The sequence below is a fragment of the Thiocystis minor genome (genome assembly GCF_016653465.1).
Lineage (GTDB): Bacteria > Pseudomonadota > Gammaproteobacteria > Chromatiales > Chromatiaceae > Chromatium > Chromatium minus.
This window is the reverse complement of sequence record NZ_NHSQ01000180.1, coordinates 1-22,381: the sequence shown is the minus strand read 5'-3', so window position 1 is coordinate 22,381 and position 22,381 is coordinate 1. Positions and strand designations below refer to the sequence as shown.

The following is a 22,381-nucleotide window of genomic DNA, read 5'->3' as shown; positions in this document are numbered from 1 at the left end:
AGCATGAACCTGTTCGAACAGGAGGGGTCGGCGATCAGCTTGGCCAAGAAGCGCCGCAAGGCCGCGTGGAACGATGACTATCGCGCCAAGGTGGTGTTCGGCTGAGGATTTAAGCGCGCTCGCCCTGTTGCCGTTGGGTTCGTGAGAAATTTCCAAGGCGCCCTGTGATACGCTCGGCAGTCTGCTCCATTCGCATCCCATGCCCAACCGCGACTCCGAGACATCAACGATGTACGCGACACCCGAAACCGACGACGGCTGGATTACCGCTCTGCTCGACACGGACGACGAGGGGTTCGTCGTCACGGCGCGTTTCGCCATCTCGACCGCCTTTCGCGACCTCGTCGGCGATCGCGAGGCGGACCTGGTGTTCGCGGCGCGCAGCCGGCTGGCGCGCATGGGCATCAACATCCTCCCGCTCGGGACACCCGAATTCAACGGTCGACACGCCGACCTGCGACTGCGCATCGCCGCCGCGATCCATTCCTATGGCATCGCGCCGCATCTGGAACGCATCGTGGTGCCTGGACTGCGGGTCGGTCGACTGGTGTTCTGCCCGATGGACAACCGGCTCGGGTCGTCCGCCATCCATCGATTGATTCGCGAGAACGCGCTGCAAGTCCCAGCCGGGTTCTCGCTCGACGGCAACGGCTATCTGATCCTGCGCCCGCAACGTCAGATCTTCCACTTCCAGAAACCCCTGACCCCCGAGGAAGTCACCGCCATCGCGACCCATGCGGACGGCAAGGATCTGCTGAACCGGCTGCAAATCCGCGAAGCGGTGGATCATATCGAGCTGTTGCCCAGGGACGGTTTGGTGACCGCCTGTTCCATGTTCCTGCATCGTCACTATGTGGTGCTGCGCAACCTGGACGATTCGCTGGGCTTCCATCTCCAGGCCACGGTCCTCGACCCGGTCTCGACGCGCGGCACCAACGTCTATCTGGAGTTCGTCAATCGCACCGAACAGCTCATCATCAATCCAAGCATCGCGGCCTCGGTGCATGAGGCAATCCTGCTCAAACCCAAGCCACGGTACTGGTATGGCCACACGAGTCCCACGGCACCGCTCGCCGGGCCGGTCGAGGCCGCGACCGACAGCGAGACGAGCGATTTGTCTCATCTCATTGACGCGAGCGGCGACATGGCCTGCAAGTCGCTGCTGGCGATTTTCGACCGACTGGAGGCAAGCCCGGTCACCGACCGCTATTCGCATCGGATGATGGCCGTGACCCGCGATCCGCACGGCTTGCTGGAAGGGGCGGACCCCGAGCAAGTCTGGACCCAGCCGCGGGTTCCGCGCGATCCGCGCGGGGGCACCGATCTGGCGGCGGGTCTGGTGGCCGAGGGGCTGGATCTGCACCTGCGCACCGAGTACGGGACGCGGATTCTGGCGGATCTGCCAGACGGCGCGCGCGCGACCCTGCTGCTCGGCTATTTTCCGAATCTGATCGAACACACCGAGATCTGCGCCGCCGCCCTGCGTCAGCGCGTCGCCCGTATCGTTTTCCGGCGCGCCTCCTTCGAGCATGGCCCCTTCCTGTCCTCGCGCGACCATGGCCGACTGGCCGATTACGAGGGTCTGGGGCTGGAAGTCTTCTGGTGCAACGAATCGCGCAGTCAGGTGGTCCGGCATGTCTTCCGGGGCTTGCGCGGCTATTTCACCACGCCGGACAAGGTCGATCGTTTCCGCTCCTGCCTGATCTTCGCGATCTATGGCTCGGTCAAACCCTTGAACGCCGCCGCCGCCCACCAGATCGAACGCCTGCTCGAAAATCTGCGGAATCTGTTCGGCAGCGATATCGGCATTCTGACCGGCGGCGGACCGGGCGCCATGCAGCAGGTGACGGACGCCGCCCATCAACTCGGACTCATGGTCGGATCGAGCTTCATCGAAACCATCGACCAGGAACTCAACCAGACCGCCGAGTTCTATCAGACCTTTCAGGCGCGTAGCCGCCAGGCCCGCCAGCGCTGGTTCGAAATCGCCAGCTTTCATCTCTTTCTGGTGGGCGGAGTCGGCACGCTGGAAGAGGTCGGACTCACCCTGACCGACATGAAACTCGGCGTCATCGAGACCAGCCCGGTGGTCTTTTTCGACGGCTCCGGCGGCGCTTTCTATTGGGAGGGGCTGCGCACGCAACTCGCCGAAATGGGCCGACAGGGCCGGGTGCCGGCCCGACTGCTCGACCACATTCTGATGACGACCGACCCCGATGCCATCCCGGACTTCTACAAACGGACATTGCGTCTGGGCTGATGCGGCTCGTGACATCGCGCGGAAAAACCGGGAGAATTCAAGTATCCAAACCGCGCGCGGGCTAGCCCTAAGGAGCACCATGCCGCACTCGCCGTGCGGCCCGCGTCAACTCGACAAGCCTCCCGCCTAGCCTTGGGACATCAACGTGTCGACATCGATCATTTTCGAATACCCTCTGAACGAACGCATCCGCACCTTTCTGCGGCTTGAGCATCTGTTCGAGCGACTCCAGCACTTCGCCGATCAGTTCGATCCCTCCGCCACCCGGGTCGCGATCGAAGCGCTGCTGGAGATCGCCGCCATCACGGCGCGTTCGGATATCAAGAACGAGATTCTCAAGGAGCTTGACCGCCACCTCGGCACCCTCAGCCGACTCGCCGATAAACCCGGCGTCGACCCGAACGCACTGGCGCAGGTATTGGGCGACCTCGACGATGCGGTCGATGGGGTACAGGGTATGAACAGCCCCATTGGTCAAACCGCCCGCGAAGATGAATTCCTCAAGGCGATCGCCCAGCGCAGCAGCATTCCAGGCGGCACCTGCAGTTTCGATCTGCCGCATTATCACTATTGGCTGATCCAGCCGCCAGAGAGACGTCAGGCGCGGTTCGATCACTGGCGGCATGACCTCACGCCAGCGATCGGCGCCATCCAGATCGCGCTCTCCCTGGTGCGCGGCAGCGCTTCGCCCCGACGCACCCTGGCCGAGGGAGGCTTTTTTCACGAGGCGCTGAATCCCGAGGCGCCAGCCCAGATGCTACGCGTCGGACTCGATGCCTCCGAAGCGAGCTACCCCGAAATCAGTGGGCACAAAAACCGCTTCAGCATCCGGTTCATGGCGGTCGAATCCAGTGGGCGCCCCTCCCAGCGTTCCGATGACGTTTCCTTCAAACTCACTTGTTGCGTGTTGTGACCATGGCGATCACCGTTCCCTGTCCCCATTGCGGAAAACCGGTGGAGTGGGCCGAAACCTCGACCTGGCGTCCCTTCTGCAGCAAGCGCTGCCGCCTGATCGACCTCGGCGACTGGCTGGACGAGAACCACCGGATCAGCGATTCCACGGATGCGCCGAGCGAGGATCCGCCATCGTCCGACGATCACGTCACCCATCATTGATGATTCGAAACGCCGCGGCTTGCCGGTCACGCTGGCGACCCTGACGCGCCGCCATCGCCTGCCGCCGGATCAGCGACTGGCAGGCGAGCCTGGGATAAACTCCCCGGCTGTTTCTGAAATCCTTGGATTAGCCAGACCTGCCTGGAGCGAACAATGAATCAAGCCCTTCGCCGTGTTCTGATCCTCGTCGAGAATTTACCTTCTCCGTTTGACCGGAGGGTTTGGCAGGAGGCCACGACACTGGCCGCCAATGGCTATGCCGTTGCGATCATCTGCCCAACGGGAAAAGGCTATGAAGCGCGCTACGAAGAAATCGAGGGAATTCATCTCTACCGTTACCAACTTCCGCTAGAGGCGGAGGGTGCCAAAGGGTATCTCGTCGAGTACTCCGTCGCGCTCTTTCAGACGCTGAGACTGGCGCTGAAGGTGCGGCGCAAGCATGGCGTGGACATCATTCACGCCTGCAACCCTCCCGATCTCTTTTTTGTGATCGGCGGACTCTTCAAAGCGATCTTCGGCACAAAATTTCTTTTCGATCATCACGATATCAATCCCGAACTCTACGAAGCCAAATTCGGCAAACGGAATTTCTACTGGAAGTTTATCGTCTGGCTCGAACGCATGACCTTTCGCACCGCCGACGTGTCGATTGCCACCAATGAGTCCTACCGAAAAATCGCGATCAAACGCGGCGGGATGGATCCCGCCAACGTCTTCGTGGTTCGCAGCGGGCCGATGCTCGAACGCCTGAAGATCGTTCCGCCCGTCCCCTCCTGGAAAAAGGGGCGTGCCTTTCTTGTCGGCTACGTTGGGGTGATGGGCAAACAAGAGGGGATCGATCTCTTGCTTCAGGCGGTGGATTTCATCGTCAGGGATCTTGGGCGCCACGACATTCAATTCTGCCTGGTTGGCGGCGGAACCTCGCTGGAGGAGATGATCGATCTGTCGAGAACGCTCGGGGTCGACGAGTATGTCACCTTTACGGGTCGTGTCTCGGATCAGCAGCTTCTGGACGTCCTGAACACCGCGGACATCTGCGTGAATCCCGATGTCGCCAATCCCATGAACGATCAATCGACCATGAACAAAATCATGGAATACATGGCGCTCGGCAAGCCCATCGTCCAGTTCGAGCTGACCGAAGGTCGCTTCTCGGCTCAGGAGTCATCGTTGTACGCCACGCAAAATGACCACCAAGACATGGGGCGCAAAATCGTCGAGCTGCTTGACGATCCAGACAGACGACGCACCATGGGCGAGTTTGGCCGGCGCCGGGTCGAAAACGAACTGGAGTGGAAATATGAGATTCCAAAGCTCCTCAAGGCGTATAGAGCGCTGGAATAGCGCATCCCTGCAAGCCCTTTAACGACCGCGCCGGGCATTTCCAGGATGCGGGCGGAATCGCCCCACGTCCGGTGCCGATGCCACGACACCGCGCGGATGGCCCTGAGGGAGCGCGGCTCCAAATCGGATTCGGGAGCCGCCTCCACGCGCTTTCGATCTCAGAGCTGACGGCATGCCTCCAGCGTTACCTCTGTGAGCGGACGCCCGGAGCGCGAGCCCTGAGCCTCCATCGCCCGCACCACATCCATCCCGTCGACGACCTTGCCGAAGACGACATGCTTGCCGTCCAGCCAGGGCGTCGGCGCGACCGTAATGAAGAACTGCGAACCATTGGTGTTCGGTCCGGCGTTCGCCATCGAGAGCGTGCCCGCCTCAGTGTGCTTGAGTTGGAAGTTCTCGTCCGGGAATTTTTCGCCATAGATGGATTCGCCGCCGGTCCCGTTGCCGTTGGTGAAGTCACCGCCCTGGATCATGAATTCCGGGATGATGCGATGAAAGGGACTGCCGGCGTAGCTCAGATCCTTGCCGCTCTTGCCCTTGCCTTTCTCGCCGGTGCAGAGCGCCCGGAAATTGTCCGCCGTCTTGGGCGTGACATCGGCGAAGAGTTCAATCGTGATAGTCCCGGCGGGCTGGCCGCCGATGGTCACGTCGAGCGCGACCCTGGGATTTTCCGCCAGTGCTGGCGTGGCGGTGGCGGCGAGCAGGACACTGGCGAGATAGGCTGAAGGGTTGGACATGCAAACTCCTGAGGTTGAGGTTGAGAGTGGTCAGTGGTCAGTGGTCAGTGGTCAGTGGTCAGTGGTCAGTGGTCAGTGGTCAGTGGTCAGTGGTCAGTGATCCTAAATCCAGCGGTTGAGCGAGCCTTTGAAATTTTTCGTGTTCTTCGTGTTTTTCGTGGTTCAACTGCTCTTTCCATGGCGATCTGTATTTGGCGGCCCCGGCGACGCGGCATGTCGGCGCTCGCTCCATCGTCAGCAGTTCGTGCAGGCTTCGATCGGCAGACCGCGCCGAATCCAACCAGGACCGGCCTTGCTGCCGGCCATGCCTTCCGAGACGTTGTAGACGTTGGAAAACCCGCGGGCCATCAGTTCCTGCTGCATGTAGCCGGTGCGATTGCCGGTGCGGCAAATGATGGCGATCGGGGCCGATTTGTCGCCCTGCACCGCCGTCAACACCTTGCTCGCGAAGCCTTCCGGCCCCTTCGGATCCTGCATGTCGATGCGCAGGGCGAGCGGGGCGACGCCGGTCTGGCGCCATTCCATAGGGGTGCGGATATCGATGAGCGTCAGTTCCGCGGCTTGAGCTTTTTCGAGCGCCTCCGGCGCCGTCAGCGTCGGTCCGGCCGCCTGCGAACAGCCGATCGACAAAAACGCCGCGCCGAGCAGGATGGCGAATTGGCGAAGAGGGTTGTACATCTTGATCATGTCCGGGTCCAAATGGTTCCAAATGGGTTTTTCTCGACCTTCATGATTTGGTATGGGCGCTCCGAATGCAATGGGTATACTCGCCGACACGTCCGCATCGCCAAAATTACACGGAGCGCATTTCATGACATCGTCCATCCTCCTCGGCAAACACGGCGACGCGTCCGTCTCCATCCTCGCGCGCATGGCTAACCGTCACGGATTGGTGGCCGGCGCGACCGGCACCGGCAAGACGGTCACGCTGCAACGGCTCGCCGAGCAGTTCAGCCGGATCGGCGTGCCGGTGTTTCTGGCCGACATCAAGGGCGATCTGGCGGGCATCGCCCAGGCCGGCGGCGACAATCGGCGGGTGGCGGAACGGGTCGCCGCCATGCATCTGGAACGCGAAGACGGCTTCGTCTACGCCGCCAATCCAGTGATGTTTTGGGACATCCATGGCGAACAGGGTCATCCGGTGCGCACCACGCTCACCGAGCTTGGACCCATGCTGCTGGCGCGCCTGCTCAATCTCAACGAGGTCCAAGAGGGTGTCATCAACATCGTCTTCCAGGTCGCCGACGAGAACGGCTGGCTGCTGCTCGACATGAAGGATCTGCGCGCGCTTCTCGGCCATGTCTCGGAGCATGCGGCGGATCTGCAGACCCGTTATGGCAATGTCTCCAGCGCCAGCGTCGGGGCCATCCTGCGGCGCCTGCTGGCGCTGGAACAGCAGGGCGGCGATATTCTATTCGGCGAGCCGGCGCTGGCGCTCCAGGACATGATGCAGACCGACGAGCACGGCCACGGCTACATCAACGTGCTCGCCGCCGACAAGCTGATTCATGCGCCCGCGCTCTATTCCACCTTCCTGCTCTGGCTGCTGTCCGAACTCTTCGAGGAACTGCCCGAGGTCGGCGACCGGGAGAAGCCGAAGATGGTGCTCTTTTTCGACGAGGCGCATTTGATGTTCGACGACGCGCCAAAGGTACTGCTGGACAACATCGAGAAGGTCGTGCGGCTGATTCGTTCCAAGGGCATCGGCGTCTATTTCGTCACCCAGAATCCGCTCGACGTGCCCGAATCGGTGCTCGGGCAGCTCGGCAACCGGGTGCAGCACGCCCTGCGCGCCTATACGCCCAAGGATCAGAAGGCGGTACGGGTGGCGGCCCAGACCTTCCGGCAGAATCCGTCCCTCGACACCGAGACCGTCATCACCGAGCTTGGGGTCGGCGAGGCGCTGGTCTCCACCCTGGATGCCGAGGGCATCCCCGGCATCGTCCAGCGGGTCGCGATCGCCCCCCCCGGCAGTCAGCTTGGCCCCATCGACACGGCGCAACGGCGTGCCATCCTGGAACAATCGCTGGTCAAGGGGATTTATGACATCCCGATCGACCGCGTCTCGGCCCATGAGATTCTGGAACAGCGGGCGCAAGCGGCTGCGGCGGAAGCGGACCTTTCCGATGCTTTCGGTGGCAGTCGCGGCGCCAGGAATCCAGCGGCCGGCCGAACCAGCAACCGTCAGACCCCCATTGAAGCCTTCGCCACCAGCGCCATGCGCTCGCTGGGCAGTCAGATCGGGCGTCAGCTCGTGCGGGGGATCCTGGGTTCCCTGGCGGGCGGAAACACTCGGAAGCGATAGACATCGAGTGGAAATTCGTTGACGTTGAATAGCCATTCGGCAAACCGCGCCTCCGCGATCGCCCACGGCGATGGGAGATGCCGATGGCACTGACGCAAGCGCCCTCCCCTGGACGCGGGTCAGGACTCGGCCTCTTGCGTCTCGGGCTGATCGAGCGGCTCGCGGTAACCGCATTCTTTCTGCGGACAAACCTTGGCCGCGCCCTTGGTCTTGGTCGTCTTGATGGTCATCACCGCCCAGCCGCATTTGGGACAGGGTTCGGCGATAGGCTCGTCCCAGACCGCATAGTCGCACTTGGGATAGGTGGAGCAGGAATAAAAAATCTTGCCCCGCCGCGATTTTTTCTTTTGTAACGTGCCCTTTTGACATGTGGGACACACCACGCCCGTATCCTCGGGCTTCTCCAGCGGCTCGATGTGCTTGCACTTTGGATAGGCGCTGCAACCGATGAACTTGCCGTAACGACCGCGTTTGATCTCCAGCGGGGAGCCGCACTCGGGGCAGACTCGACCCTCGACGATCTCCGGCGCCTCGGCCTCCGCCTTGTCGGCGTTGAGGTCGCGAGTGTAGTCGCAGTCAGGATAATTGGTACAGCCGATAAAGCGTCCGTTACGTCCGAGCCGAATGGATAGCGGCCCGCCGCATTTGGGGCAGAGTTCATCGAGTTTTTCCTGCGTCACGTCGCTGCGCTTGACGTTCTCCTGGGTATGATCCACCAACTCCTTGAAGGGCTTCCAGAAGTTTTCGAGCAGCGGAACCCACTCCTCCTCGCCGCGCGAGACCGCGTCCAGTTCGTCTTCCAGGCGCGCGGTGAAATCGTAGTCGACGTAAGCAGGAAAATACTCGGTGAGGAATTTATTGACCACCCGTCCTACGTCGGTCGGCGAGAAGCGCTTTTTGTCGAGGATCACGTATTCGCGATCCTGCAGGGTGGAGATGATGGAGGCGTAGGTGGACGGCCGACCGATGCCGAATTCCTCCAACTCCTTCACCAGCGACGCCTCGGAATAGCGCGGCGGCGGCTCGGTGAAATGCTGCTCGGGCCGAATGGCCAGTAGATCGACCAGATCCCCGACCTGCATCTCCGGGAGCATGCGCTCCTCGTCGTCATCGGCGCTCTTGGCGTCATCGCGTCCTTCGAGGTAGACGCGCATGAAGCCCGGCTCGGCGATGATCGAGCCGGTCGCGCGCAGCAGATTGCCCTCTCCCGCGCTCAGATCGACCGCGACTTGATTGATGAGCGCATGCGCCATCTGACAGGCCAGGGTCCGTTTCCAAATCAGCTCGTAGAGCCGAAATTGCTCGGGAGTCAGATGCGCCTTGACCACCGCCGGCTCGCGCAGGATCGAGGTCGGACGGATCGCCTCATGCGCCTCCTGGGCGTTCTTGGCCTTGGTCTTGAACAGACGGGGCTGGTCCGGCAGGTCGACGGCGCCATAGCGCTCGGTCACGTAGGCGCGAATCTCCTCCACGGCCTCCTGGGCCAGATTGACCGAGTCGGTCCGCATATAGCTGATCAGACCGACCGCGCCGCCGCCCACGTCAACGCCTTCATAGAGTTGCTGGGCCACCCGCATGGTGCGCTGGGTCGTGAAACCGAGCTTGCGCGCCGCTTCCTGCTGGAGGGTCGAGGTGATGAAGGGGGGTGCCGGGTGGCGCTTGCGCTGCTTGCGCTCGACCTGCTCGACCTTGAGTTTGCCGTTGGCGGCCTGTTCCAGCGTCTGCCGAACCTCGGTGGCGCGAGCCTCGTCGGTGATCGTGAACTGTTCCACTTTCTCGCCGCCGAAGGTCGTCAGCTTGGCGCTGAATGACTTGGCGTCTTTCGCGGCATCGGCCTCGATGGTCCAATATTCCTGCTGGACGAAGGCTTCGATCTCGTTCTCGCGTTCGCAGATCAGACGCAGCGCCGGACTCTGGACCCGCCCGGCGGAGAGTCCGCGGCGGATCTTCTTCCACAACAACGGGGACAGATTGAAGCCGACCAGATAGTCCAGCGCGCGCCGCGCCTGCTGGGCGTTCACCAGATCATAGGAGAGTTCGCGGGGGTTCGCGACCGCCTCCTGAACCGCGCGTTTCGTGATCTCGTTGAACACCACCCGATGCACCGGGCGGTCACCCAACTGCTTGCGGCCCTTCAGCAGTTCATAGAGATGCCAGGAGATCGCCTCGCCCTCGCGGTCCGGGTCGGTCGCCAGATAGAGCGCCGTGGCACCTTTGAGTTTTTTGGCGATGGCCTGGACGTGTTTCTCGTTGCGGTCGATGATCTGGTACTTCATCGCGAAGCCGTTCGCGGTGTCGACGGCGCCCTCCTTCGGCACCAGATCGCGCACATGGCCGTAGGAGGCGATGACCTCGAAGTCGGGTCCGAGATACTTTTCGATGGTCTTGGCCTTGGCGGGCGATTCGACGATAACGAGATTCATGTGGTCTTCTGGCTGGTCGGAGGTGGCGCGATTTTTCTAGGGTAAACCGATTTTGAGCCGCGTCTAGGGCGATCTACGTTGCCGCGCGCAAATTCAGCCTCGCCGGTCACTCAAAGCAAACGGCGAACGCGGCTTAAGTAATTCAAAAATCGAGTCAATACGCGAAACAACGCAGGCCCTGGCGGACGCGGTTTAATGCAGATACACGGGATCTTCGTTATAGACCATGTCTTCCATCTGAGTGAAGGCATCTTCCCGGCCCGGACGATTCATGAGCACCAGCAGCACCACCCATTTGACCTCATCGACCGTGACCAGCGGGTGGTCGATCGCCAGCAGACGGTCGATCGCCAGCTCACGACTGGCCGGATCCAGGATTCCGCTCTGTTCCAGAAACAGGAGCAGTCCGCGCGCCTCCACATCCAGCTTCGCGCATTCGGCCTCGCAGTAGAGACGCAACGAGCCCACGGCATGGTCGTGGGACTGAGGCGCGTCGACCCCGAGGGCCAATTCGTCGAGCCAGAGCAGCGCCTTGTCGATCTCGGTCTTGCTGAAACCCGCCTCCGACAGCTCGTCTTCCAGATCGCCTTGGTCGACCGGGGGCTGACTCTCGCCGTCCATGTAATTCTCATAGAGATAGATCAACACATCGACCATGTTTTCGTACATCAACCAACCTCGTGAGCGACGTCAATTATCGAACTGACGGACCGACGCCGAACAGCGCCCTGGATGGACGCGACTAGCCGCGCAAGCGGCTATAGCGACCTCCTGGGGCCGATGATACATGACCACTCAACTCCAGGACCAACAACATGGACGCGATACGCTGGGCAGGCAACCCACTGCGCCCGATCAATTCGTCCGGGGCGACTGGATCGAATCCCATGGATTCCAGGAGACGACGCGACTCGGCATCCAGCGATTCCGGACTTGATGGCGTCGTCCCGACCCCGGTCGATGCCAGATCCGCGTCGCCGGTCGACACCGGAGCCGCGAGCGCGCAACGCAGGACCGGCGCCAGCTCCACCAGAATCTCGGCGGCGGTCTCCACCAGCTTGGCTCCATCGCGGATCAGAGCGTGACAGCCCCGCGCCAGCGGATTACGGATCGAGCCTGGAACCGCGAACACCTCGCGACCCTGTTCGAGCGCCGTGCGGGCGGTGATCAGCGATCCGCTCTTCAGCGCCGCCTCGGTGACCAGCACGCCCAGGCTCAGACCGCTGATGAGGCGGTTGCGACGCGGAAAATTCTGGGCCAGCGGTCCCTGTCCCGGCGCAAACTCGCTGACCAACGCGCCCGACTCGGCAATCCGACGCGCCAGATCCCGATGCCCCGCGGGATAGACGCGGTCGGGGCCGGTCCCAAGCACCGCGATGGTGCGCCCCTCTTCCAGGGCCGCAGCATGGGCCGCACCGTCGACGCCGAGCGCCAGGCCGCTGGTGACGACCAGGCCAAAACCGACCAGTTGCCGGGCAAATTCCTGGGTGATCTCGCGGCCACTTGGCGTGGGATTGCGGCTGCCGACGATGGCGACCTGAGGTTCCGCGAGCAGACTGACATCGCCACGGACATACAGCAGCGGCGGGGCATCATGGATCTCGGCAAGCAGAGGTGGGTACCCGGGGTCAGTCAGCGAGAGGATGTGGGCATTCGGCTGAGCGGCCCAGGCCATCACGGCGGCGATGGCCTCCGGGTCTGGCTGCCTGAGTGACGCGATACTCGCCGGCTTGAGACCCGCGGCGGCAAGCCGCTCGGACGATGCGCGCAGGATCTCCGCCGGACTTCCAAAATGCTCGATCAGCCTTGCGACCGTGCGCGGTCCGATCCCCGGCGCATTGACGACGGCAAGCCAAGCGTCGAGCGGCGCGTCTAATTTCAAAGGCCCCGATCCCTGACTGGAGGCGGGATCAGGATGGCGGCGGGGCTACCTGGTCGCCGACCGTGAAGGCTCGCTGGGCATTCAGAACCAGGGCAAAGCTCACCCGATCGAAGGTCCGGAAGACCATCAGAATTCCAGCGCGTTCAAAGGGTCTGACGAACTGCGCATTCTTTCTGCGGAAATCGGCATGAAGCGGTAAGGGTTCATTCGGGGATGGCTCGTCGCGACGCCAGCCTTTGTTTTCGAAATCGCGCCCGTACCAGAACTCGGTCGACAGGGGGCTCTCCTCGCGCCAGTTCGAGACGATACTGCCGCCACGCACCTGATCGCGTTGTTTGGTACCGCCGACAAAAGCCTCGAAGACGTGGCCCGCCTCGATACGGTCACGGATTCCACGATTGATGACAACCACATCGAATTGACCGATCTGCGAGACGCCGTTGAGCACCGACAGGATGTGGCCATTCCTTCCGGGTGGCGCGGGACGGGGATAAAAATTCTCCAGGGGTTTCTCGACACTCGCGGGGATCACGCGATCGCCGATGGACACCTCGCGTTCGGAGCGCACGATCTGGAGCTTGGCAGGATCGCCGACGCGCTCCAGAACGGCGTTGGCGACGAACAACGCCTCGTATCCCAGAATTTCATTGGTCTCGGGATCGCGCAGCGCGTCTCCGGGCCGGAGAATCTGGAAATTCGTCTGTTGGCTGGAATGGATTCGGCGCACATAGATGGAGTCGTGCAAACCCGCCACAATATGTTCGTCCGGGAAGCCCACGACATAGGAGGCGCGTTCGATCTGGTCCGAATCGGCCACATAGGGCTGGGTCAGGAAGGGCGCGATCGAGGCGATCCTGATCGTCGGAACGGCATCTTTGAGCGAAGAGGCGCGAACCTGGGGGCTCAATCGAACTACGCGCATCCCATCGCTGGATCCGGCCGCGGAACGGCCGCCACGCGCCACCCCGATACGCGGTTGCCCGTCGACCATGGTCAACTGAAGGACATCGCCCGGATAGATGAGATCCGGATCGTCCAGCCCCTCGTTGGCCTGCCAGACCTCCGACCAGCGCCAGGGATCGCGCAGAAAGCGCCCGGCGATCTCCCAGAGAGTGTCGCCCGAGCGCACGACATAGGTCTGCGGCGCGTTGGGAGCCAACTCGACGGCGGACGCCAGAGAGGCCAGCACCAGCAGGCCGCAAGCAAGGAGAAGAGTGATGACGAAACGGCTGATCATGGCGCGACGGATCCTCCGGGCAGTCGAAACGGGATTCACCCGCCCCCACTAAGGTGGTGTAGTATTCTCAACCGATAGTAGCGCACGCGACTCTGTCTATTCCACTCGTTTACTGCAAACTTGCAAAGATGGCTAAGCTCGATATTCTTACTTTTCCCGACCCCCGGCTGCGCCATAAGGCACGGCCCGTGGAGCACGTCGATGCCGCGATCCGCCGCTTGGTCGATGACATGCTGGAAACCATGTACGCCGCGCCAGGTATCGGCCTGGCGGCCACTCAGGTCGATGTCCCGCTCCAAGTGCTGGTGATCGACACCTCCGAACACCATGACACGCCCCTGTGCCTGATCAATCCCCGGATCCTGTCGCTGGAGGGTACGGAGCAGATGGACGAAGGCTGTCTCTCCGTACCGGGTTTTTACGAAACGGTCACCCGCGCCGAGCGGGTCAGCGTCCAGGCGCTCGATCGCGCGGGCGAACCCTTTACCCTGGACGCAGATGGACTGCTCGCGGTCTGCATCCAGCACGAGATCGACCACTTGGCGGGAAAACTCTTCGTCGACCATCTCTCGATGCTCAAGCGCCAGCGCATCCGCCGCAAACTGGAGAAAGATCGGCGACAGTCCGCGGCGCCAGCCGGCGAACCGCGACGGGGCATCCTCTGATGCGGGCCGGTCATCGCAGACATTCGGCGCGAAGTGCGCCTTCGCGCATCCATCGCCGGCGCGCTCCGGGTCGGGATGTTCGCTGGGGCTTCCGTGGTCAAACGATGCGATGGCCCACCCCGCGATGAGCAAAATCAGAGTGATTTTCGCGGGAACGCCCGATTTCGCGGTCCCGAGTCTCGCCGCCCTGCTGGACGCCGGACTGGAAGTCGTCGCGGTCTACACGCAGCCGGACCGCCCGGCCGGACGCGGGCAAAAGCTCCAGGCGAGCCCGGTCAAGGCCCTGGCTCAAGTGCACGCCATTCCGGTTTTTCAGCCCGAAAGTCTGAAACGGGACGCCGACGCGGCCGCCCAACTGCGCGCACTCGATGCCGACCTGATGGTGGTGGTGGCCTATGGGCTGCTCCTCCCGGTTGCGGTCCTGGAAGCGCCCCGTCTCGGCTGTCTCAACGTGCATGCCTCGCTGCTCCCGCGCTGGCGCGGCGCGGCGCCGATTCAGCGCGCGGTACTCGCCGGCGATGCGCAAAGCGGGGTCTGCATCATGGGGATGGAAGCCGGTCTCGACACCGGCCCGGTCTACCATCGCGTCGAGACGCCGATCGGCCCGCGCGAAACCGGCGGCAGTCTCCATGATCGGCTCGCGACCCTGGGCGCCAGCGCACTGCTCACGGCGCTGCCGGGGATTCTCGACGGTTCGTCCCTCCCAGTACCTCAGGACGACGCGCTCGCGACCTACGCGCGCAAGCTCACCAAGGAAGAGGCACGCATCAACTGGACCCAGTCCGCCGACGCGATCGAGCGTCAGGTGCGCGCCTTCGATCCCTGGCCGGTCGCACAGACCAGCCTGGACGGCGCCGTGCTGCGCGTCTGGGGTGCCGAAGCCAATGAGCGGGCGACGACCTCGTCCGCGCCCGGAGACGTGATCGCCGCCGACAAGACCGGCATCGTCGTGGCAACCGGCCGGGGCACGCTGCGCATCACCCGTCTTCAGCTCGCCGGGAAAAAGCCCATGAGCGCAACGGATTTCCTCAATGCACGACACCTGGAAGACAAGCGGTTTGGTTGATCCTGGACAGCACGACGCAAGTCCAGGCAGTCCCGCCGGTGCCGAAGCACGGGCGGCGGCCGCGCTCAACCTGCATCGGGTCCGCGATCAGGGGCAGTCGCTGACGCGGGTGCTCCAACAGCCCCAGACCGCGCGCGCACCCGCCGATCAGGCCTTGATCCAGGAGATGACCTACGGGGCGCTGCGCCTCCTGCCCCGGCTGGAGGCGCTGACCAGACGCCTGCTCAATCGCCCGGTCAAAAAGTCCGACCGGGATCTGGAGGCGCTGATCCTGATCGGGCTGTATCAGCTCATCGGGATGAAGATTCCGGCGCATGCCGCGGTATCGGCCACCGTCGACGCCAGCCGACTCCTCGGCAAGTCCGACAAGGCGCCGCTGGTCAATGCGCTGCTACGGCGGTTTCTACGCGAACGCGAGACCCTGCTAACCGAGATCGAGCACGAACCCGGTGCCCGCTGGCTCTTTCCCGACTGGCTGCTGACCCGCCTGCGCCGGGACTGGTCCGAGGACTGGGAGCGCATCGTCGACGCCAGCAACGAGCGTCCGCCGATGGCCCTGCGGGTCAATCGACTGCGCGTCAGTCTGAGCGAGTACGCCGACCAGCTTGCTGCCGCCGGTATCGCCGCGCGCCCCGTCCCGGAGTGCGAAACGGGCCTGATCCTCGATCGCCCCCGCGCCACCCGCGAGCTCCCCGGTTTCGAGCGAGGGCTCGTGTCGGTGCAGGACAGCGGCGCCCAACTCGCGGCCCGCTGGCTCGACGCCACCCCGGGACAGCGCGTCCTCGACGCCTGCGCCGCGCCCGGCGGCAAGACCGCCGCCATCCTGGAGCGGGCCGACAACGCCTTGGATCTGATCGCCATCGACAGCGACGCCTCGCGGCTCGACACCGTGCGCGCGACCCTCGACCGGCTCGGCCTGACGGCCAGCGTCATCCAGGCCGATGCCGCCGCTCCCCAGGGCGCCTGGACAGAGCGCCCCTTTGACCGCATTCTGCTCGATGTCCCCTGCTCTGCCACTGGCGTCATCCGCCGCCATCCGGACATCAAATGGCTGCGGCGCGACCGCGATATTCCCGAACTCGCCGCGGCGCAAGCGGCGATGCTCGACGCCATCTGGCCCCTGCTCACGCCCGGCGGACGCCTGCTCTACGCGACCTGTTCGCTGCTGGCCGAGGAAAACCACGAACAAATCGCCGCTTTTCTGTCCCGTCAACCGGAGGCGCGCGAACGGAATCTGCCGACCGCTTCAGGCCAGACCTGCCCTCACGGACGTCAATGGCTGCCGACGCCCGGCGGAAGCGACGGTTTTTACTATGCGCTCATCGAGCGGGCGACCGCATGAGCGGGAAAAACGCAACACGGCCTCGGCGGGCGCTGGCAGTGAGTCTGGCATTCTCGCTCCTGACCTGGGCAATCCTGTCATCCGCCCTCGCGGGGGACGACTTCAAGTTCCGGCAGCCGCGAATCCGGCTTGAGGATGGAATCTATTATCTGGACGCCACCATCGACTCGTCGTTCAGTGAAGAGGCCCTGGAGGCGCTGAACAATGGGGTCCCCCTGACGATCGTCATCCACCTGCAAATCCGCCGCGCCAACGCCTGGCTGTGGGAAGACAGCCTGCTGGATCGGCAGATGCGCTACGCCATCCGCTATCGGCCATTGTCCGAACGCTACGAGGTTTACCGCCTGCCGGGCACCAGTGGGCGCGGATTTGAGACCCGCGAGGCCGCGATCCGCGCGCTGGGCGAACTCCAGAACGTGCAGCTGATCGCGCAGGACAAACTGGATGAGGAAGAGGAGTACGAACTCCAGATCAAGGTCTTTCTGGACATCGAGGAATTGCCGCTGCCGCTGCGGCCCATGGCCTATCTCAAACCGTCCTGGAAGCTCTCCAGTGGCTGGAGCAATTGGCCGCTAAGTCCTTGATGAAACCACGCGAACTCGGAATCCTACCGGTCGCTGGCCTGATCGCCGGATTGTTCGTGGTGCTGGTGCTGATGCGCGACGCGGTGCAGAACTCCGAGGCGCTCAGCCGCGCCTTCGTGCCGCTGTTGTTCGCGGTGCTGGCCGGGCTTCTGGTTCTGGCCGTGCTGGTGGCGGTCAACGTGGTCAAGCTGGTCCGGCGCCATCGCCGTCAGGCGGCCGGATCGCGACTGACCGCGCGCATCGTCACCCTGTTCGCGCTCATCTCGCTGCTGCCGGTGGGCGTGGTCTACTATTTCTCGCTCGGCTTTCTCCTGCGCGGGATCGATAGCTGGTTCGATGTCGAGATCGGACGCGCCATGCAGGATGCGCTCCTGCTGAATCAGGCCTCGCTCGATCTCAATCAGCGCGTGCTCGGCAAATACACCGAGCAACTGCTCGCCGGGATCGAGGACCGTTCGGCGACCGCGATCGCGCTCAGTCTCAATCATCGGCGCCGTCAGGCCGGCGCCATCGAACTGACCGTCTATGGCACCGGCGGTCAGGTGCTGGGCACGGCCAACGAGGATCCCACGCAACTGGTCCCCGACCATGCCGAGCGCGAGATTCAGCAGAGCGTGCGCGCCGGCAACAATTATGTCGGACTGGAAAGCGGCCCCGGCGACGAACTGGTGGTGCGCGCGCTGGTCAACGACCCCGGCGGCCGCGAGATGCAGATGCAGGCGATCTTCCCGACCTCCGCGCGCATCAGCGAACTCTCGGCGCGTCTCGAAGAAGCTTACAATCGCTACACCGAGTTGGCCTATCTGCGCCAGTCGCTCAAATTCAGTTTTTCGCTGACCCTATCGCTGGTGCTTCTGTTCGGCCTCATGGCCGCCTTGATCGCGGCCTTTCATACCGCGCGCCGCCTGGTCGCGCCAGTGGCCGACATCGCCCGCGGCACCCGCGCCATCGCGGCAGGCGACTACGAGCAGCAGATCCCGCTGCCAGGACATGACGACGAAATCACCTTTCTGGTCGCTTCCTTCAACGCCATGTCGCGGCGCATCGCTCGGGCGCGCGACGATGCGGCGCGCAGCAAACTGGCGGTCGAGACCCAGCGCAACTATCTGGAAACCGTGCTCGGGCGCCTCTCCTCGGGCGTCGTGGCCTTCGATGAAAGTCAATGTCTGCGCACCGCGAATCCCGCCGCGCGAAACATTCTGACGCTGAACTTCACCGAGGACACGGGGCCGACGCTCGAACGGATCGAGCGCGAGCAGCCCTGTCTCACCCCCTGGACCGAAACCGTCCGCCGTCACCTCGCCGCCGGCGATGCCTGGCGCGCCGAGGTGATCTTGCAACGCGGCGAGGGCAACCAGACGCTCCTGTGTCGCGGCAGTCCCCTGCCCCTGCCGGACTCCGAACAGCGCGGTCATGTGGTGGTCTTCGACGACATCACCTCGCTCATCACCGCCCAGCGCAATGCCGCCTGGGGCGAGGTGGCGCGACGCCTGGCCCACGAAATCAAGAATCCGCTCACCCCCATTCAACTCTCCGCCGAACGGCTCCGTCACAAGCTGCTGTCCAAGGCCGACGAGGCCGACGCCAAAATCATCGACCGCTCCACCGGCACCATCATCGCGCAGGTCGAGGCCATGAAGGCCATGGTCAACGACTTTTCGGACTATGCGCGGGCGCCCCGGATGCAGCAGGAGCCACTGCTTCTCGACCGGTTGATTCAGGAGGTTCTGGATCTTTATCGCAGCGCCGGGACGCCCGCGCTGCACATCGGTCTGAACGCGGCGGGGGTTCAGGTTCGCGGCGATCCGCTGCGGCTGCGTCAATTGATCCATAACCTCATCAAAAACGCGCAGGAGGCATTGGAAGGCCGCGCCAACGCACGCATCGGCGTGACCACGGACGTGATCGACGAACTGGCGCCAGACGTCTCTCAAGTGGAGGCCGGCTCCGCGGTACAGCTCACCGTGACCGATAACGGTCCCGGTTTCGAGGCGCACCTGCTGGAGCGGCTCTTCGAGCCCTATGTCACCACCAAAACCAAGGGGACAGGGCTGGGACTCGCCATCGTCAAGAAGATTATTGAAGAGCACGGCGGTATGATCATGGTCGAAAACACCGGCGAAGGTGCCCTGATCCGGGTCCGGCTGCCGGTCTGGCAAGCCGCCTTACAGACGAACCAAGGTCTGGAGCAAGACAAACACTCATGAGCGCAACACATATCCTGGTAGTGGACGACGAGCCCGATATTCGCGGCCTGGTCCAGGAAATTCTGGAGGACGAGGGCTATACCGTGGCCATTGCCGAAAACGGCGAGACCGCGCGCCATGCCCTGCGCGACCGTCGTCCGGACCTGATTCTGCTGGACATCTGGATGCCCGACATCGACGGCATCACGCTGTTGAAGGAATGGGCGGAAGACGACAACCTGCCCTGTCCGGTCATCATGATGTCCGGTCACGGCACGGTCGAGACCGCCGTCGAGGCCACCCGGCTCGGCGCCTACGACTTTCTCGAAAAGCCGCTGTCCATGGCCAAGCTGCTGCTCACGGTCGAGCGCGCGCTGGAGGCGGACAAACTCCAACAGGAAAACATCGGTTTAAAGCGCCGCACGCCGCAGGTCCATGAACCGATCGGGCGCAGCGCCGCCATGCAGCGACTGCGCGAACAGGTCAAGCGCATCGCCCAGCACGACACCTGGGTGTTGATCATGGGCGAGGCCGGCAGCGGGCGCGAGACCTTCGCCCGCTATCTGCACTCGCAGAGCGCGCGGCGCGAGCGGCCCTTCGTGGATCTCAGCGTCTCTTCGCTGGCCGGCGGCAATGCCGCGCGCGAGTTGTTCGGGACCGAGGAGGGCGAACATACGCATTACGGCAGTCTGGAGAAGGCCGCGGGCGGCACCCTGCTGCTCGATGAAGTCGCCGACATGGAACTCGACGCGCAGTTGAAACTGCTCGGTGCCCTGGACAGCGGTTCCTTCCTGCGCGTGGGCGGCAACGAACCGGTGCGCATCGACGTGCGCATCGTCGCCGTCACCCAGCGCAACCTGGAAGACGAGGTGCGCGCCGGACGCTTCCGCGAGGATCTCTTCTATCATCTCAACGTCGTCCCGCTCAACGTGCCGTCCCTGCAGGAACATGCCGAGGACGTGCCGGATCTGCTGAATTTTTATCTGGACTATTTCGCCACCCACGAAAAACTGCCCTACCGTCGCTTCAGCGTCGGCGCGCAGAACTTTCTGCGCAATTATGGCTGGCCTGGCAATGTCCGCGAGTTGAAGAATCTGGTCCAGCGCGTGCTGATTCTGGGCGCCGGCGACGAGATCGGGCAGAAAGAGGTCGAGACCGCGCTCGGCGCGCCGCCGCCGATTCAGGTTCAGGCGCTGGAGGGTCTAGTGTCCTTCGACCAGCCGCTGCGCACCGCGCGCGAGCAGTTCGAGAAGGCCTATCTGGATTATCAGCTGGAAAAGCACGCCGGCAACGTCAGCAAAATGGCCAAGGAGGCCGGCATGGAACGCACCCACCTCTATCGCAAGCTGCGCTCGCTCGGGATCGAGATCAAGGAGCGGCGTTAAACCGCGTCTGGCGGGATATTCACCGTTGGTGCGTTGGCCCTGGCCTCGCGTCAATCCACGGACGCGACAGTTGACGCGGTTTAAATGATAAAAATTCAATCCTGAAACCGCGTCAACTCCAACGTTTGCTGGTTCTTACGAGGCCGAACCAATGCACCAACCGCACACGCCCTGCCGGACGCGGTTTCAATGAAGATCATCATCCTGGGCGCTGGCCAGGTCGTCGGTACCTCGGTGGCCGCCAATCTGGTCAGCGAGGCGAATGACATCACAGTGGTCGATCACAACCCGGAACTTCTGCGCGAATTACAGGAACGCTTCGACCTGCGTACCGTGCTGGGTCACGGCGCGCATCCGGATGTGCTCGCGCGCGCCGGCGCCGATGACGCCGACATGATCATCGCCGTGACCAACAGCGACGAGACCAACAGCGACGAGACCAACATGGTCGCCTGTCAGGTCGCCTACACGCTTTTCCATACGCCCACCAAGATCGCGCGGGTGCGCGCACAGAGCTTTCTCGATCAACCCCGACTGTTCGCACCGATGCCCTGCCTATCGATGTCGCCATCAGCCCCGAGGCGCTGGTCACCAGCTACATCCTGCGTCTGATCGAAAACCCCGGCACGCTCCAGGTACTCGATTTCGCCGGCGGACGCATCCGGCTGGTCGCGGTCAAGGCCTATTATGGCGGTCCGCTGGTCGGGCACGAACTGCGCACGCTCCACGAGCATATGCCCCAGGTGGACGCCCGGGTGGCGGCCATCTACCGTCAAGATCGGGCCATCCAGCCGGAGGGCGATACCGTCATCGAGGCCGATGACGAGGTCTTTTTTCTCGCCGCCCCGATCCATATTCGCGCGGTCATGGGCGAACTGCGGCGGCTCGACAAATCCTACAAGCGTCTGATCATCGCCGGCGGCGGCAACATCGGCACCCGGCTTGCCCGCGCGCTCGAAGCCAACTACCGGGCCAAGCTCATCGAGCGCAATCTGAACCACTGCAAACGCATCGCCGAGGATCTGGAAAAGAACTTCAGCTTCTTCATGCTGCCGCCAGTGGCGGTCGAGCTGATCTATCGCGATGGCGTGGCCTGGCCCTTCCTGACCGCTTTCGGCATCATCCTCAGCGCCGGCCTGCTGATCTTCCTGCCCGTCATGCGCTCTCACCAGGTGCTGCGACTGCGCGACGGCTTTCTGGTGGTGGTACTCTTCTGGACCATCCTCGGGCTGGCCGGCGCGCTGCCCTTCCTGCTGGCGCCACTGCCCGAACTGTCACTCACCGACGCCATCTTCGAGTCCATGTCCGGGCTGACGACGACCGGCGCCACGGTGATTCTCGGTCTGGACGACCTGCCCAAGTCCATCCTCTTCTATCGTCAGCAGCTTCAGTGGTTCGGCGGCATGGGGATCATCGTGCTGGCGGTGGCGGTACTGCCTATCCTGGGCGTCGGCGGCATGCAGCTCTATCGCGCCGAGATGCCCGGCCCCATGAAGGATACCAAGCTCACGCCGCGTATCACCGAGACCGCCAAGGCGCTCTGGTATATCTGGAGATTCTGCTGCTCTTCGCGAGCTTCGTCGGCGGCTGTGCCGGCTCCACCGGCGGCGGCATCAAGGTCATCCGCATCCTGCTGCTGATCAAACAGGGCGCGCGCGAGATCGGCCGGCTGATCCATCCCAACGCGCAACTCCCCGTGCGCATCGGCGGCAAGAGCGTTAACCCGACTTCGGCTATTCAGCGTCTTTCGCGCTGCAACCCGCTGATTCTTCGTTCCTCGAAGAAAAAGGTCGGCACTACAGGCGATCGCTCAAGCGCTCTGTGATAGTCGCTCGGAGGTGATCCTCGG

The 22,381-nt window shown here is 63.3% G+C and carries 17 protein-coding genes and 2 pseudogenes; 13 read left to right on the top strand and 6 right to left on the bottom strand.

What is annotated here, in order from left to right; genetic code table 11:
* The first annotated feature begins 229 nt into the window (after positions 1-229).
* The 4 genes from CCR95_RS23095 (at position 230) to CCR95_RS23080 (ending at position 4,720) form a co-directional block, all read left to right on the top strand.
* On the top strand, positions 230-2,260 hold the full coding sequence (locus tag CCR95_RS23095; protein WP_201098861.1) for an LOG family protein: 2,031 nt from the start codon (positions 230-232) through the stop codon (positions 2,258-2,260).
* A 145-nt stretch (positions 2,261-2,405) separates the two neighbouring features.
* A complete protein-coding gene (zapD, locus tag CCR95_RS23090; protein WP_201098860.1) occupies positions 2,406-3,173 on the top strand; it encodes a cell division protein ZapD in 768 nt (255 codons plus the stop codon).
* Between the two features lie 2 nt (positions 3,174-3,175).
* Positions 3,176-3,376 carry a DNA gyrase inhibitor YacG gene (yacG, locus tag CCR95_RS23085; protein ID WP_201098859.1) on the top strand — a complete coding sequence of 67 codons (201 nt, stop codon included), beginning with the start codon at positions 3,176-3,178 and terminating at the stop codon, positions 3,374-3,376.
* Between the two features lie 153 nt (positions 3,377-3,529).
* On the top strand, positions 3,530-4,720 hold the full coding sequence (locus CCR95_RS23080; RefSeq protein ID WP_201098858.1) for a glycosyltransferase family 4 protein: 1,191 nt from the start codon (positions 3,530-3,532) through the stop codon (positions 4,718-4,720).
* Between the two features lie 158 nt (positions 4,721-4,878).
* On the opposite strand, the gene CCR95_RS23075 is transcribed toward CCR95_RS23080, so the two are convergent.
* Both CCR95_RS23075 and CCR95_RS23070 read right to left on the bottom strand, forming a co-directional pair.
* Positions 4,879-5,457 carry a peptidylprolyl isomerase gene (locus tag CCR95_RS23075; RefSeq protein WP_201098857.1) on the bottom strand — a complete coding sequence of 193 codons (579 nt, stop codon included), beginning with the start codon at positions 5,455-5,457 and terminating at the stop codon, positions 4,879-4,881.
* Between the two features lie 234 nt (positions 5,458-5,691).
* Positions 5,692-6,135, bottom strand: coding sequence for a rhodanese-like domain-containing protein (locus CCR95_RS23070; RefSeq protein ID WP_338115487.1), 444 nt, complete (start codon positions 6,133-6,135; stop codon positions 5,692-5,694).
* Positions 6,136-6,268: 133 nt separating this feature from the next.
* Here CCR95_RS23070 and CCR95_RS23065 point away from each other — a divergent pair, with 133 nt between their 5' ends.
* Positions 6,269-7,762 (top strand): helicase HerA-like domain-containing protein, encoded by a 1,494-nt coding sequence (locus CCR95_RS23065; protein ID WP_201098853.1) that lies wholly within the window; start codon positions 6,269-6,271, stop codon positions 7,760-7,762.
* Positions 7,763-7,881: 119 nt separating this feature from the next.
* Here the strand turns inward: CCR95_RS23065 and topA are convergent, their stop codons facing one another.
* The 4 genes from topA to CCR95_RS23045 form a co-directional block, all read right to left on the bottom strand.
* On the bottom strand, positions 7,882-10,185 hold the full coding sequence (gene topA, locus CCR95_RS23060; RefSeq protein WP_201098851.1) for a type I DNA topoisomerase: 2,304 nt from the start codon (positions 10,183-10,185) through the stop codon (positions 7,882-7,884).
* Between the two features lie 192 nt (positions 10,186-10,377).
* Complete coding sequence (locus CCR95_RS23055) at positions 10,378-10,854, bottom strand: Smg family protein (RefSeq protein WP_201098849.1); 477 nt, start codon at positions 10,852-10,854, stop codon at positions 10,378-10,380.
* A 73-nt stretch (positions 10,855-10,927) separates the two neighbouring features.
* Positions 10,928-12,067, bottom strand: a complete 1,140-nt coding sequence (gene dprA / locus CCR95_RS23050; RefSeq protein ID WP_201098848.1) for a DNA-processing protein DprA — start codon at positions 12,065-12,067, stop codon at positions 10,928-10,930.
* A 28-nt stretch (positions 12,068-12,095) separates the two neighbouring features.
* A complete protein-coding gene (locus tag CCR95_RS23045) occupies positions 12,096-13,304 on the bottom strand; it encodes a LysM peptidoglycan-binding domain-containing protein (protein WP_201098847.1) in 1,209 nt (402 codons plus the stop codon).
* A gap of 128 nt (positions 13,305-13,432) precedes the next feature.
* On the opposite strand from CCR95_RS23045, the gene def reads away from it, so the two are divergent.
* The 8 genes and pseudogenes from def to CCR95_RS23005 form a co-directional block, all read left to right on the top strand.
* Positions 13,433-13,969: a peptide deformylase gene (gene def, locus CCR95_RS23040; protein ID WP_201098846.1), complete on the top strand. Its 537-nt coding sequence runs from the start codon at positions 13,433-13,435 to the stop codon at positions 13,967-13,969.
* A gap of 124 nt (positions 13,970-14,093) precedes the next feature.
* Positions 14,094-15,035, top strand: a complete 942-nt coding sequence (gene fmt / locus CCR95_RS23035; protein ID WP_201098845.1) for a methionyl-tRNA formyltransferase — start codon at positions 14,094-14,096, stop codon at positions 15,033-15,035.
* A complete protein-coding gene (gene rsmB / locus CCR95_RS23030) occupies positions 15,001-16,377 on the top strand; it encodes a 16S rRNA (cytosine(967)-C(5))-methyltransferase RsmB (protein ID WP_201098844.1) in 1,377 nt (458 codons plus the stop codon). Before fmt ends, rsmB begins: the two co-directional genes overlap by 35 nt.
* Positions 16,374-16,961, top strand: coding sequence for a DUF4390 domain-containing protein (locus CCR95_RS23025; RefSeq protein WP_201098843.1), 588 nt, complete (start codon positions 16,374-16,376; stop codon positions 16,959-16,961). The genes rsmB and CCR95_RS23025 overlap by 4 nt, the downstream gene beginning before the upstream one ends.
* Positions 16,961-19,168 carry a sensor histidine kinase gene (locus CCR95_RS23020; protein WP_201098842.1) on the top strand — a complete coding sequence of 736 codons (2,208 nt, stop codon included), beginning with the start codon at positions 16,961-16,963 and terminating at the stop codon, positions 19,166-19,168. Before CCR95_RS23025 ends, CCR95_RS23020 begins: the two co-directional genes overlap by 1 nt.
* On the top strand, positions 19,165-20,532 hold the full coding sequence (locus CCR95_RS23015) for a sigma-54-dependent transcriptional regulator (protein WP_201098841.1): 1,368 nt from the start codon (positions 19,165-19,167) through the stop codon (positions 20,530-20,532). The genes CCR95_RS23020 and CCR95_RS23015 overlap by 4 nt, the downstream gene beginning before the upstream one ends.
* Positions 20,533-20,721: 189 nt before the next feature.
* Positions 20,722-21,566 (top strand): annotated as a pseudogene (trkA, locus tag CCR95_RS23010) (Trk system potassium transporter TrkA); the annotation flags it as partial.
* Between the two features lie 12 nt (positions 21,567-21,578).
* Positions 21,579-22,273 (top strand): annotated as a pseudogene (locus tag CCR95_RS23005) (potassium transporter TrkG); the annotation flags it as partial.
* Positions 22,274-22,381 lie beyond the last annotated feature (108 nt).